11 protein-coding genes and 1 pseudogene are annotated in these 14,077 nt (G+C 37.8%); all 12 read right to left on the bottom strand.

The features are described from left to right. Positions 1-373, bottom strand: a pseudogene (locus tag ACSVDA_RS19350) (RNA-guided endonuclease TnpB family protein); the annotation flags it as partial. A gap of 4 nt (positions 374-377) precedes the next feature. Further along, a complete protein-coding gene (tnpA, locus tag ACSVDA_RS19345; protein ID WP_485885304.1) occupies positions 378-776 on the bottom strand; it encodes an IS200/IS605 family transposase in 399 nt (132 codons plus the stop codon). A 473-nt stretch (positions 777-1,249) separates the two neighbouring features. Continuing rightward, positions 1,250-2,722, bottom strand: coding sequence for an alanine/glycine:cation symporter family protein (locus ACSVDA_RS19340; protein ID WP_485885302.1), 1,473 nt, complete (start codon positions 2,720-2,722; stop codon positions 1,250-1,252). Between the two features lie 213 nt (positions 2,723-2,935). Beyond that, the gene (gene pyrE / locus ACSVDA_RS19335; RefSeq protein ID WP_485885300.1) at positions 2,936-3,568 is read right to left on the bottom strand and encodes an orotate phosphoribosyltransferase; all 633 of its coding nucleotides are present in this window, start codon (positions 3,566-3,568) and stop codon (positions 2,936-2,938) included. Beyond that, complete coding sequence (pyrF, locus tag ACSVDA_RS19330; protein WP_485885298.1) at positions 3,565-4,281, bottom strand: orotidine-5'-phosphate decarboxylase; 717 nt, start codon at positions 4,279-4,281, stop codon at positions 3,565-3,567. The genes pyrE and pyrF overlap by 4 nt, the downstream gene beginning before the upstream one ends. Beyond that, entirely contained in the window at positions 4,253-5,194 is a 942-nt protein-coding gene (locus ACSVDA_RS19325) for a dihydroorotate dehydrogenase (protein ID WP_214483274.1), read from the bottom strand. Before ACSVDA_RS19325 ends, pyrF begins: the two co-directional genes overlap by 29 nt. Then, positions 5,191-5,967, bottom strand: coding sequence for a dihydroorotate dehydrogenase electron transfer subunit (locus ACSVDA_RS19320; RefSeq protein WP_410628568.1), 777 nt, complete (start codon positions 5,965-5,967; stop codon positions 5,191-5,193). Before ACSVDA_RS19320 ends, ACSVDA_RS19325 begins: the two co-directional genes overlap by 4 nt. Next, the gene (carB, locus tag ACSVDA_RS19315) at positions 5,964-9,176 is read right to left on the bottom strand and encodes a carbamoyl-phosphate synthase large subunit (RefSeq protein WP_485885295.1); all 3,213 of its coding nucleotides are present in this window, start codon (positions 9,174-9,176) and stop codon (positions 5,964-5,966) included. The genes ACSVDA_RS19320 and carB overlap by 4 nt, the downstream gene beginning before the upstream one ends. Then, on the bottom strand, positions 9,161-10,261 hold the full coding sequence (locus ACSVDA_RS19310; RefSeq protein ID WP_485885293.1) for a carbamoyl phosphate synthase small subunit: 1,101 nt from the start codon (positions 10,259-10,261) through the stop codon (positions 9,161-9,163). The genes carB and ACSVDA_RS19310 overlap by 16 nt, the downstream gene beginning before the upstream one ends. Before the next feature lie 8 nt (positions 10,262-10,269). After that, a complete protein-coding gene (locus ACSVDA_RS19305) occupies positions 10,270-11,544 on the bottom strand; it encodes a dihydroorotase (RefSeq protein ID WP_485885291.1) in 1,275 nt (424 codons plus the stop codon). Next, complete coding sequence (locus tag ACSVDA_RS19300; RefSeq protein ID WP_485885289.1) at positions 11,525-12,442, bottom strand: aspartate carbamoyltransferase catalytic subunit; 918 nt, start codon at positions 12,440-12,442, stop codon at positions 11,525-11,527. Before ACSVDA_RS19300 ends, ACSVDA_RS19305 begins: the two co-directional genes overlap by 20 nt. A 179-nt stretch (positions 12,443-12,621) precedes the next feature. Beyond that, entirely contained in the window at positions 12,622-13,956 is a 1,335-nt protein-coding gene (locus ACSVDA_RS19295) for a solute carrier family 23 protein (protein ID WP_485885308.1), read from the bottom strand. Positions 13,957-14,077 lie beyond the last annotated feature (121 nt).

Here is a 14,077-nt window from a genome sequence, read left to right as displayed (position 1 = left end):
AAGCACGAACAGGGACTTTTTTAGATTTACCGTTCAACATTAATGGTAGATAAATATTTTCAAAATCGAATGAATAGTTTTGGTTATTCCATACACAAACAGGCTGTTTAAGAACAGGAGTTATTTTATATTTACTTTTCTTTATCTTTGTAGAAAATACACTTTTCGCATCCTTAATAGCTTGGTTTTTTACAGCACTCGGTAGGATGGCATTTACGTGCTTACTTGTTTTCTTTGTACTTTTCTTTTCTTCTACCATTTCTGAAATGAGTGTATTAATTGCAGAAATATACTCATAGCTCATCTTGGTTAAAACATCGGCTTGTTCTTTTGTTGGAAGCAATTTAATTTTCACAGTGATTGTTTGTTTCACAGTCTCACCCCCTTGTTTTTTGTTGTTCAACGTATCTTTTAATCGTTTGACTTGATACATTTCCAGCAGTTGAAACGAAATAAGAACGTGTCCATAAGCTCGGCAAGTGTTGAAGATGAGGAAACTCCTTCCTCAATGTACTAGAAGTCACTCCTTTAATTTTTGCCATAATATCAGCAGGACTTAATGTCGGCAAAGCATTAAGAAATAAATGAGAGTGGTCTTTATCACATTCAATAGCAATAATTTGAATGTCAAATTCTTCACATATTTCTTGAACCAACTGCTTAAAACGTTCTTCAACCTTTGTTTGAAGGAATATCTTTCGCCTATACCGTGGGCAGAAAACAAAATGATAGTTAATTAATGAAACAGTAGTCTTGGTTCTTCTATATTCTTCCATAACATTAATTTATCAGTTTTAGTGTTTTACTGCAACAAAAAATGTAGGGAATTTCAGATACTTAATGTAGCAGAAGCTACACCGTATCTGATCTCACTACCATCCCACACCTTAAGGAGTGGGCTTTCCCGTTCGTGAAAATCTGTAAGTTTCTTTACCATTTTCTATAAGCACAAGGACATGCGTAGCATTCGAAGCCGTACCTTTTAGGCTTAAGGATTGAGACTAAACAAAAAATTAGAAAATAGTAAACTTAGAATATTATTTTCCATAACAAAAGGGGACCTGCGGCCCCCTCTACTTTTTTCATTTAGTTGCTTTCACATTAATTGTTACTCTTCGTTTTTTCATTAAAGCACGTATACATCCAGTGTTCGTGGCATCTTTGCTACTTTTACAATTATTGAGTTATCATATAACTCATCATACTGTCAGTAAACATAGCAACAATTTTTTCGAAAAGAACCTTACAATTAGACAGCTTTAGTTGATTTTGACTCATCAGCTTCGTGATTTTTGTATTCCTCTTCCCAAAAATCAGCACCTTCAATACCTAACTTGCTAGGGTTAAATACTGGGTCCTTACCTGCTCTTTTCTGAGTTTCATAATCTTTAAGTACTCTTAACGCTGGTTTCGTCAACAGTAATATTGCTATTATATTTAACCATGCCATACTACCAACACCAACATCACCTAAGCCCCAAGCTAAATCTGCAGTTTTTACACTTCCATAAAAGACAACAAATAACAGCGCAACTTTTAATAAATATTCAGACCAAACCCGTCGCACTTTACGGTTAAGATATGCTAGGTTTGTTTCAGCCATATAGTAGTATGCCATAATTGTTGTAAAAGCGAAAAAGAGAAGTGAAATCGAAACAAACGGTGCTCCGAAGCCAGGTATTTGTGATTCTATTGCTTGTTGTGTATATACTGGTCCTGGTTCTACATCTGCTAAATTATTGACAATCGGCGCTTCCCCTTCTGGTGTAACATTATACATACCAGTAATAATAATCATAAATGCCGTTGCTGAGCATACAAACAACGTGTCTATGTATACTGAGAACGCCTGAACAAGTCCTTGTTTTGCAGGGTGTGAAACTTCAGCTGCTGCTGCTGCATGAGGTCCCGTACCTTGTCCAGCCTCATTAGAGTAAATACCACGTTTGACTCCCCATGCAATAGCTGCACCTAAAATACCACCAAAAGTAGCATCTGTCCCAAAAGCACTGCTAAAGATAAGACTAAACACTTCAGGAACCTGCGAGATGTTTGTAATTAAGATGTACATAGAAACTAAAATATACCCTATAGCCATAAATGGTACAACTACTTGAGCAACATGGACAATACGCTTAATTCCACCGAAAATAATTAACGCTAGGAATACAACTAAAAACACACCAGTAATCGTAGGGTTTATCCCAAATGCATTATCCATTCCTGCTGCTATACTGTTAGCTTGTACACCTGGTAAGAGCATTCCAGTTGCAATAACAGTAACAAGCGCAAATAAAATTGCGTACCATTTTATTTTAAGACCTTTTTCGATATAGAACGCTGGTCCACCACGATATTCACCATCTTGTTTTGTTTTAAAAACTTGCCCCAAGGATGATTCTACGAAAGCGGAGCCTGCACCTAAAAAGGCAATTAGCCACATCCAGAAAACTGCTCCAGGCCCTCCATATGCTATCGCAGAAGCAACACCAGCAATATTCCCGGTACCTACGCGCCCAGATAAAGATAGTGCTAACGCTTGGAAGGATGATACTCCTGATTTGGAGCTTTTTCCCTCAAACATTAATTTAATCATTTCTTTAAAGTATCTAACTTGAACAAATCTCGTAGCAATCGTAAAGAATAAGCCTGCTCCTAAACATAAAAATATCAGATAATTACTCCAAATATGATCATTTAGCCATCCTACAACACTTGTCATTACATTTTATCCCCCTTGTTTTTTAGTTTAGTAGAATAATAATAAAGTTTTATTCAAAAATCTTTGCTATGAAGATTTTTATAACTAAGTAGTGTATTAGTATGATTATTCATAATTCTTAGTTTATCAAAAACAATAGGGATATTTATTCATATAATAACATTATTATTCAAATTGTAAGAAGTGTCAAATAAAAGAAAATTTTGACTATTATTAGCTATTCATCCATGTTTCGTCTTGAGGATTTTCACTCCATTTCAACAGTTTCGAAATATCTTCTTGAGTTATATACCCATTCTTAGCAGCTACTTCAGTTAAAGCCGCAAAATCTGTTAACGAATAAGCTCTTACATTAGCTTCATCTAATTTTTGCTGACCTGCATGTAGTCCATACGTAAAAATTGAAGCGATTCCTAATACATTACAGCCTTCTGCTCTAAGTGCCTCAACAACTGTTAACGCGCTTCCTCCAGTAGAGATTAAATCTTCAACCACGACAACATTTTGGCCTTCAGACACGACACCTTCTATTTGATTTCCTTTCCCATGGCCTTTGGCCTTACCTCGAACGTAGCACATAGGTAGATTCATTCTTTCACTTACCAAAGCAGCATGTGCAATGCCGCCTGTAGCTGCACCAGCTATGACATCTGTTTCAGGGAAATGTTCTTTAATTAATTCTACTAAGCCGTCCGCTATATCTGTTCGAACACGAGGATAAGATAACGTTAAGCGATTATCACAGTAGATCGGTGATTTCATTCCTGAAGACCATGTAAAAGGATTATTTGGTTGTAAAAAAACCGCTTTAATTTCTAATAAATGTTCAGCTATTTTTGCTTTCATATGGAGGCTCCTTCCCATTCTGCTTTCATTTTTTTATATGCTGCTATCGGATCTTGCGCTTTCGTAATACTTCTCCCGACGACTATAGCGGTGGAACCTAACTGGCGAGCCTTTTCTGGAGTTGCAATACGGACTTGATCGTCTTGATTGTCTGTTAATTGACGAATGCCTGGTGTTACAGTAGCAAACCCTTTTCCTAGTTCTTTCTGAATCATCGGTACTTCTAGTGTTGAACAAACAATACCATCTAACCCACTTTGTTTTGCGTTACTTGCATAATGAAGCACAACATTATCAAGTGAATGATCAATAAGTAGTTGCTCACTTAACATTTGTTGTGAGGTGCTCGTCAGTTGTGTAACAGCAATACAACTCGGACGATCATTTCCAGAAGGCGTACCCGCTTCAAGACCTTCCATCGCTGCTTTCATCATTTGCTTCCCACCAGCAGCATGAACATTGATAATATCGACACCTAATCGTGCGATTCCTTTCATGGCAGACTTTACTGTATTAGGAATATCATGTAGTTTTAAATCTAAAAAGATGTTGTGACCGGCATTTTTTAACTGTGAAACAATTTGAGGACCTTCCTGATAGAAAAGTTCCATACCTACCTTGAGATAAAGGTTTTCACCATGAAAATTCGCTAAAAATTGATTCACTTGCTCCTGTTCTGCAAAATCAAGAGCAATGATTAATGGTCTTTTCACGCTCTTTCCAGCTCCTTCCTATGCAGTCTGATATATGATCAATACCAAGCTTATCAAGTAATAATGGCAGTTCTTCAATGATATTTGGACATACGAATGGATCCACGAAATTTGCTGTTCCTACAGCGACAGCACTTGCACCTGCATATAAATATTCAATAACGTCCTCAGCTGTTTGCACTCCTCCCATTCCAATGATTGGTATGGAGACCTTTTGACTCACTTCGTAAATCATTCTAATTGCAACAGGTTTAATCGCTGGCCCAGACAACCCACCTGTACGATTCGCTAAAATTGGCTTAGCTGTTCTTAGGTCAAGACGCATCCCTAAAAGTGTATTAATCATCGTTAAGCCATCAGCTCCAGCTTCTTCAACTGCTGTTGCCATATCAACGATATTCGCTACATTCGGTGAAAGCTTCACATATACTGGCACAGTAGATACTTCTTTTACTTGTTTTGTTAAATCATGCGCAACCTCAGGTATTGTTCCAAATGCTATGCCACCAGTTTTCACATTTGGGCAAGAAATATTCAGCTCCAGCGCATGAACATTTTTCGCTTTAGATATCTCTTGAGCAACTTCAACATAGTCTTCGACTTGTGAACCTGCTACATTCGCAATAATTGGGACATCATATTGTTCCAACCATGGTAATTCCTCAGCTAACACTTTTTCAAGCCCTGGATTCTGTAAGCCTATGGCATTTAACATGCCTGCTGAAGTTTCAGCGACACGTGGAGTAGAATTACCAAAGCGTGGCTCGAGTGTAGTTGCTTTAATCATTATTGCTCCAAGGTTACTTAAATCATATAGATTTGCATATTCCTTACCAAAGCCAAAGCAACCGGAAGCTGGCATAATTGGATTTTTCAACTTCAGTCCTGGTAACTCTATGTTAAGTCGATTCATAATACCACCTCTCCAACCTTAAAGACTGGACCATCGCTACAAACCTTCTTATACGATGTACCTTCAGGATCTTCTTGTGTATGACAAACGCATGCAAAACATGCACCGATCCCACAGCCCATACGTTCTTCAAGAGAAATAAAGGCCTTCTTATCTTGATAGCGGTCTTCTATCACTTTTAACATTGGGGTAGGACCACATGAGAAAAGAACATCAAAAGATAATTGATATTGATCGATTACATCAGTCACAAAACCTTTTATACCTAACGATCCATCTACCGTTGCAATATGTGTTGAGCCAAGCTCTGAAAACTGCTGTTCATAAAAAGCTACCTGTTTATCTTGAAAACCTAAAACATGTATAACCTTCACACCTTTTGCAACGAGTTGCTTTGAAAGCTCATATAATGGTGGAACTCCGATACCGCCACCTACTAATAAAGCTGTGTTTCCTCGTTTAGTTTCGTTAATTGGGAAACCATTGCCCAATGGCCCTAATACATTGACTGTCCCATTGTTTATTCTAGAAAGGACTCGTGTGCCGAGTCCTTCCTTACGATAAATCATTGTAAATTGGCTATTCTTTTTATCAACATTCGCAATACTTATTGGCCGACGTAGCAAAGGCTCTGCCCCTTCTGAAACTTTAATATGCACGAACTGTCCTGGCTCTCCCATTTGTGTTACCAGTTCACCTTGTAATACCAATTCAAAAATATCTTGTGCAATTTCTCTTTGAGAAACTACCTGCATGTCCTCTTGCATTATCATGAATGTGTCACCTCTTTAGCTTGCTCAAATAGAGGCATCGCTTCTGCTGAAAATGTCATCGACTCGAGAACACGTAATATTGCTTGTGCTGTGTCAAGACTTGTCAAGCATGGTACATTATTTTCAACTGATTCCCTTCTAATTCTAAAACCGTCCCGGGCAGGCTGCTTACCTTTCGTTAATGTGTTAATGACAAACTGGGCTTTTCCTTGTCTAATAACATCAAGCAAATTAGGTTTATCTGTTCCGATTTTGTTAACGACGGTCACAGGAATATTTTCTTTTGCTAGAAAATCAGCAGTACCACTTGTCGCTAATACTTGATAACCTATACGGTGAAATCTTTTAGCGATCATTAAAGCTTCTTCTTTATCTTTATCTGCTACAGTTAGAAGGACCGAACCAAATTGTTGAACTCTCATACCAGCTGCAACAAGCCCTTTATACAAAGCTTTTTCTAATGTATTGTCTTTACCCATTACTTCTCCAGTTGACTTCATTTCTGGTCCTAATGTAATATCAACGCGACGTAATTTTGCAAACGAAAAGACTGGTACTTTTACAAATACCCCTTTGCTTTCCTCATGTAAACCAGTTGAATAACCAAGCTGTTCTAGTTTCGCACCTAGTATTACTTTTGTTGCGATATTAGCCATAGGCACACCAGTGATTTTACTTAAAAACGGTACCGTACGACTTGATCGTGGATTTACTTCTATAACGTATACATCTTGCTTATACACGATAAATTGGATATTCAGTAGCCCGACGATGTTTAAACCTTTAGCCAGTGACGTTGTATAATCAACTATTTTCTGTTTTACATCAGACGTTAATGTTTGTGGTGGATACACAGCGATCGAGTCACCTGAGTGTACACCAGCTCGTTCAATATGTTCCATAATGCCAGGAATGTATACACTTTCCCCATCAGAAATCGCGTCAACCTCTATTTCTTTACCAATCATATACCTATCAATTAGTACTGGATGCTGTGGATTTACTTTTACAGCATTTTTCATGTAATGAAGCAGCTCTTCCTTTTTATATACAATCTCCATTGCTCTTCCACCTAAAACGTAAGATGGACGAACAAGTACTGGATAACCGATTCTGTCAGCTACTTGTACAGCTTCCTCTACAGAAGTAGCCGTTTTTCCTTTAGGTTGTGGTATACCTAACTGTGTTATCGTATGCTCAAACTTATCTCGATCTTCAGCGCGATCCAAGTTTTCAAGAGATGTTCCTAAAATTTTCACTCCACGTTCTGCAAGTTCATTCGCTAAATTAATCGCTGTTTGTCCGCCAAACTGGACAACAACACCGATAGGCTTCTCTAAGTCAATAATATGCATGACATCTTCAATCGTTAACGGTTCGAAATAGAGTTTATCTGATACACTAAAATCTGTTGAAACCGTTTCTGGATTGTTATTAATTATGATTGATTCATATCCTGCCTCTTTAATAGCCCAAACTGAATGAACTGTTGCGTAGTCAAATTCCACACCTTGTCCGATACGTATAGGACCAGAACCTAAAACAACCACGCTCTCTTTCTCAGAAACAATTGATTCATTTTCTTCCTCATATGTTCCATAATAATAAGGTGTTGTAGATTCAAATTCTGCAGCGCATGTATCAACCATTTTATATACAGGAATGATGTTCGACTGTTTTCTGAATTCATAAACTTGATGTTCTGTTTGATTCCATAGCTTAGCGATTGTTATGTCTGCAAAGCCAAGTTCTTTTGCTTCATGTAACACGTCTTTATCACCGATGTTATTCTGCAAAACAGTTTCAAAACGAACGATATTTTGAAATTTTTGTAGGAAAAATAAGTCAATTGCACTCCATTCATGGAGCTGCTCAATTGTAATACCACGACGGAGTGCCTCTCCTACATAAAATAACCGCTCATCGCCAGCCTTACGGATGCGTTTTTCAATCGTTTTATCACTATGAGTACTTGCTTCATCTAGCTCTAGATGAAATACATCAGCTTCTAGTGAACGAACAGCTTTTAAGATCGATTCTTCAAAGTTTCTACCGATTGCCATTACTTCTCCAGTAGCTTTCATTTGTGTGCCAAGATGACGGTTTGCTGATTCAAATTTATCGAAAGGCCATCTTGGAATCTTTGAGACAACATAATCTAATGCTGGTTCAAAACAAGCATATGTTTTTCCCGTAACAGGGTTAATCATTTCATCCAATGTTAGTCCAACTGCTATTTTTGCAGCTAGTTTAGCAATCGGATAGCCAGTTGCTTTTGATGCCAATGCGGATGAGCGACTTACACGAGGGTTTACCTCGATGATAAAATAGTCAAAGCTGTGCGGGTCTATAGCAAGCTGAACATTACATCCACCTTCAATTTTTAACGCACGAATAATTTTTAAAGAAGTATTCCGTAACAATTGATACTCACGATCACTAAGAGTTTGGCTTGGCGCTACAACAATAGAGTCCCCGGTATGAATGCCGACTGGGTCAATATTTTCCATATTACATACTACGATGGCATTATCATTTGAATCACGCATTACTTCATATTCGATTTCTTTAAAGCCTGCAATACTTCTTTCCAGTAAACATTGATTAACTGGACTCATCTTTATACCGCTAGATACGATTTCATGGAGCTCTTCCTCGTTATGACAAATACCTCCGCCAGTGCCACCTAACGTATATGCGGGTCTAACGATGATTGGATAGCCTACTTCTTCAACAAAACTTTGCGCCTCTTCAAGTGTATGAATAATTTCACTTTGTGGTACAGGCTCATTTAATTCATTCATTAGATTACGAAACAGTTCACGATCTTCTGCTTTTTCAATAGCATCCAGTTTTGTACCTAATATCTCAACATTGCATTCTTCTAACACACCTGATTTTGAGAGCTCAACAGCTAAATTTAAACCAGTTTGCCCCCCTAATGTTGGTACTAATGCATCAGGTCTTTCTTTGCGAATAATTCTACTCACAAATTCAGGAGTAAGTGGTTCAATGTAAACTTTATCTGCAATTTCTGTGTCGGTCATGATTGTAGCTGGATTGGAGTTAACTAAGATAACACGGTATCCTTCCTCTTTTAACGCTAGACAAGCTTGCGTTCCTGCATAATCAAATTCTGCTGCTTGTCCAATAATGATCGGTCCTGATCCAATTACTAAAATCGTCTCAATGTCTACACGTTTTGGCATACTTTTTCTCCCTCTCTCTTGTATGTTTCAATTAGGCTCATAAATTCATCGAATAAACCGTTCGCATCTTCTGGACCCGGTGAAGCTTCAGGGTGATATTGAACTGTAAAAGCTGGATAATCTTGATGAGCTAAGCCTTCTATTGTTCCATCATTTAAAGCAATGTGAGTAACATTTAATTTTGTATTTGAAATTGACTGTTCATTTACTGTATATCCATGGTTTTGTGAAGTAATATCTACTTTTCCAGTTTCAAGATTTTTAACTGGATGATTCGATCCACGATGACCAAACTTCATTTTTTCTGTGCTTGCTCCACAAGCTAGAGCAAATAATTGATGCCCTAAACAAATTCCAAATAGCGGTACTTTGCCGATAATGCCGTTAATCATATCGATTGCTTCAGGTACATCCATCGGGTCTCCTGGTCCATTACTTAACATGACACCATCTGGGCTAAGTCTTAATATCTCTTCAGCTGTAACATTATATGGAACGACAATTACATCACAATTACGATTGTTTAATTCTCGTAAAATCCCATGTTTCATCCCATAATCCACTAATACGACCTTATAACCACGGCCTGGGCTAGGGTATGGACTTTTCGTTGATACCTTCTGTACTTGATTTGTAGGAAGTGTAGTTGAAGATAAACGCTTGATCATTTCAGCTACATCAACGTCCATGGAACAAATAGCTCCTTTTAAAGCTCCATGATGACGAATAATTCTCGTTAGTTTCCTAGTATCTATTCCTGCTATCCCTGGAATGTTTTGCGCTCTAAAAAATTCATTTATTGTATATTGATTTCTCCAGTTTGAAGGATGTTCACTAAATTCTTTCACAATGAACCCGTTTATCGCAGGAGTAATTGACTCAAAATCATCTCGATTTATGCCATAATTTCCGATTAAAGGGTAAGTCAAAGTTACGATTTGACCACAATATGATGGATCTGAAAGTATCTCTTGATATCCTGTCATACCTGTATTAAAAACTACCTCACCAACCGTATCTTTCTCACTACCAAATGCTTTACCAACAAACACTGTTCCATCTTCTAAAATTAATTGTCGTTTCATATAAGAATTCATCCCTTCTGCCATACAATTTTTCCGTTAACTAATGTCATTACAGGCCAACCTTTACAAGTCCATTCAGCAAATGGCGTATTTTTCCCTTTTGAAGCAAATGTTTCAGGGTCAATTGTTTGTTCCAATTCAAGATCTATAATTGTTAAATCTGCATGGGATCCTACTTGTAAGCTTCCAAACGGAAGATTAAACACTTCTGCTGGCTTTTTAGTTAAATAATTTATTAGCTCCTCTAATGTAATAATGCCTTTTTCAACAAAATGTGTATAAAGAAGCGGAAACGCTGTTTCTAGACCTACAATTCCAAATGGTGCAAGCTCCATTCCTTCTGATTTTTCTTCTGAAGTGTGAGGAGCATGATCTGTAGCAATAAAATCTATTGTCCCATCTAACAATCCTTCAATTAATGCTTCTTTATCAGCCTTTGATCTAAGTGGTGGGTTCATTTTATAATTTGAATCTAGCCCTGGGATATCGTCATCTGTTAACAGTAGATGATGTGGAGTCACTTCGGCTGTAACATTAATTCCAGCGCGTTTCGCATCTCTAACTACTCTTACTGATTCCTTTGTACTAATATGACAAACGTGATAATGACAATTCGCTGCCTCTGCTAATAGTACGTCTCTCGCAATATGAACTGATTCACATACTGACGGAATGCCATTCAAGTGATGTTTTGCTGAAAAATCTCCTTCGTGCACAGCACCTTTATTAATCAACGTGTTTTCCTCACAATGAGCAACGATCGACATATTTAAATCGGCTGCCCTTTTCATTGCCTCAAGCATCTTATGCGCTGATTGCACCCCTACTCCGTCATCTGTGAAGGCAAATGCGCCTGCCTCTTTTAGCTGTTCAAAATCCGTTAGCTCCTCTCCAAGCTGACGAGTTGTTATAGCTGCGTACGGTAAGACACGGACATGTGCTGTTTCTTCGATTCGTTTTTGGAGCCAATTCATTTGATCTTTCGTATCAGGAACAGGACGGGTATTAGGCATCGCTGCAATCGTCGTAAACCCACCTTTAGCTGCTGCTAATGAGCCTGTCTGAATTGTTTCTTTATGTTCACCACCAGGCTCACGCAAATGTACATGTAAGTCAACAAATCCTGGTGAAATGACCTTACCCTTAACATCAATCACCTGTGTATTTGTCGTATCAATACCCTCGCCAATTTCCACGATTTTCCCATCTTCAATTTTTATATTTATCGATTCTAATGCCCCATTTTCGTTGAACCACTTACCATTAGTTAGTACAATACTCATTTGTTAATCCCCCTTGTACAGATTGTAATGCTCTTTGAATAACAGCCATACGAATATATACACCATTTTCCATTTGCTTAAAGATTCTAGATCGACCACATTCCACTAATTCACTAGCTATTTCCACACCACGGTTCACTGGGGCTGGATGTAAAATAATACTATGTGCTTGCATTTGCTTTTCTCTCTCAATTGTTAATCCGTAAGATTCATGATAGCTTTGTGAAGCATGATCATTTCCTTCTTGATGACGTTCATGTTGAATACGTAATAGCATCAATACATCACTTGTCTGTACCGCCTCATCTATGTCAACATACTTACCAAATTGATTCGTTTCATCTCGCCATTCATCTGGTGCAGAGAACATCACATTAGCTCCAAGTCTTGTTAATACTTCAGAGTTAGAACGTGCTACACGACTATGACGAATATCGCCAACTATCGCAACTTTCAACCCTTTAAATGTTCCAAACTCCTCTTTAATCGTGTATAAATCAAGCAATGATTGTGTTGGATGATGACCACATCCATCACCTGCATTAATGATAGGGATGCTGATTTGTTCACGTAATTCATCATAATATTGGTCTTCTTCGTGTCTAATGACAACCGCATTTGCTCCAATTGCTTGTAACGTTCCCACAGTATCGTATAAGCTTTCGCCTTTTTGGACACTTGTGTTTGACACATCGAAATTTAACACATGTGCTCCAAGCTTTTTCTCTGCTACTTCAAAGCTAAACTTCGTTCTTGTGCTAGGTTCGTAAAACAAATTAGCAATAAATTTGTTTTGCGCAATATCAGTCCATTCACCACTAGAAAACCGATGCGCATCTTGCAATATCATTTCAATATCATTCGTTGATAGCTCATTCATCGCGAGTAAATGTTTCATATTATGATCCCCTTTTTGGTTTTTAGTGTTACATTTATTTAAGAAAAAACACCCTACAAATTTGTGTAGGGTGTTTGAAAGACATTTCAGTGTTATGATACGATCATGATTCATTTTGCGTATCAAATACACTTATTACCTTACACCCTTACTAGTCTCACAGGACTCATTTAAAAGGTTTAGCCGCTTATTTGTTGCTTTTCTTCCGATAGTTCAAACATTTCATTAGTACCATAACTAGACTCTTTGCCAGGTAGTATAAGATGAAGTATAACACCACAAATTGCTGCTAATGCCATACCAGCAATTTGCAACTGATCTGTAACTTGAACAAAAGCTCCACCAACACCGATGACTATAATAACTGAAGAAATGATTAAGTTTCTTGTATTTCCAAAATCAACTTTATTATCTATTAACATACGTAAGCCTGATGATGCAATGATTCCAAATAATAATATCGATACACCGCCCATGACAGGCGATGGGATCGAGCCAATCAATGCTGTTATTTTACCGATAAATCCAAAACATATTGCAAACACGGCTGCGCCTCCGATAACAAAGACACTGAACACTTTCGTAATTGCTAATACACCTATATTTTCTCCGTAAGTAGTATTAGGTGGCCCCCCTAATGTTGCTGCAATCATTGTTGCAATACCATCACCTAAGATTGAGCGATGAAGGCCTGGTTTTTCTATAAAATTACGCCCTACAACTTTACTTAGGACCATCTGATCACCGATATGCTCTGCAATTGTTACTATGGCGACTGGAACCATGATAAGAGCAATTTCCCAGTCTAAGTTTGGTGTATAGTTTACAAAGGGAATATAGAAATCTGGCACTTCGAAAAGCTTTGCTTCACGAATCGGAGTGAGATCAACAATGCCCATAAAAAATGCATATGTGTACCCGCCAACAATACCTATTAAAATGGGAATGAGTCCAAAGAACCCTTTCAAAAACACAGAACAGATAATTGTTAATGCAAGTGTCACTATAGCCACTGACAAATACGTTGGATTATAAATTAATTCGTTTGATGGTGCACCAGCATTTTCATACATTGCCATTCCAACAGCAACATTTGCTAGGCCTAAACCAATTACAATGATCACAGGACCTACAACTACAGGTGGTAAGAGACGCATAATCCATTTTAAACCAAAACCTTTAATAAGCAGAGCTACAATCCCATAGACAACACCAGCTAAAAAACTTCCCAACATTGCAGCTTGTGGACCTCCAGCTGCTTTTGCTGCAATAATAGGTGCAATAAATGCGAATGAGGAGCCTAAATATGCAGGTATTTGACCTCTAGTTATTAATAGGTACGCTATAGTTCCAAGACCACTTGAAACAAGTGCTACTCCAGGACTTAAATCGACTAAAAAGGGAACTAGTATTGTAGCTCCAAACATTGCAAATAAATGTTGGATACTAAATATAATCCATTTACTTAAGGGTGGGATTTCCTGTACATTAAGAGTTACATCCTTTTGCTTCATCTCCAACTTTGTCTCCTCCTCTGTAAAACACACACTAGAAATCCATATAAAAACCCTCTTTGTTTTATATACAAAGAGGGTGTGCAAACTACTCAAGTATCGACATACTTGAGGTTGTACC

This window comes from Cytobacillus sp. Hm23, from assembly GCF_051842895.1.
In the GTDB taxonomy this organism is placed as follows: Bacteria; Bacillota; Bacilli; order Bacillales; family SM2101; genus Nanhaiella.
The sequence above is the reverse complement of the archived record's forward strand: the minus strand, read 5'-3'. Positions and strand labels throughout refer to the sequence as shown.

What these genes read in the sequence shown, in the direction of transcription:
- tnpA (WP_485885304.1), bottom strand. Translation starts at nt 776, where the DNA reads ATGGAAGAATATAGAAGAACCAAGACTACTGTTTCATTAATTAACTAT.
- ACSVDA_RS19340 (WP_485885302.1), bottom strand. Translation starts at nt 2,722, where the DNA reads ATGACAAGTGTTGTAGGATGGCTAAATGATCATATTTGGAGTAATTAT.
- pyrE (WP_485885300.1), bottom strand. Translation starts at nt 3,568, where the DNA reads ATGAAAGCAAAAATAGCTGAACATTTATTAGAAATTAAAGCGGTTTTT.
- ACSVDA_RS19325 (WP_214483274.1), bottom strand. Translation starts at nt 5,194, where the DNA reads ATGAATCGACTTAACATAGAGTTACCAGGACTGAAGTTGAAAAATCCA.
- ACSVDA_RS19320 (WP_410628568.1), bottom strand. Translation starts at nt 5,967, where the DNA reads ATGATAATGCAAGAGGACATGCAGGTAGTTTCTCAAAGAGAAATTGCA.
- carB (WP_485885295.1), bottom strand. Translation starts at nt 9,176, where the DNA reads ATGCCAAAACGTGTAGACATTGAGACGATTTTAGTAATTGGATCAGGA.
- ACSVDA_RS19310 (WP_485885293.1), bottom strand. Translation starts at nt 10,261, where the DNA reads ATGAAACGACAATTAATTTTAGAAGATGGAACAGTGTTTGTTGGTAAA.
- ACSVDA_RS19305 (WP_485885291.1), bottom strand. Translation starts at nt 11,544, where the DNA reads ATGAGTATTGTACTAACTAATGGTAAGTGGTTCAACGAAAATGGGGCA.
- ACSVDA_RS19300 (WP_485885289.1), bottom strand. Translation starts at nt 12,442, where the DNA reads ATGAAACATTTACTCGCGATGAATGAGCTATCAACGAATGATATTGAA.
- ACSVDA_RS19295 (WP_485885308.1), bottom strand. Translation starts at nt 13,956, where the DNA reads ATGAAGCAAAAGGATGTAACTCTTAATGTACAGGAAATCCCACCCTTA.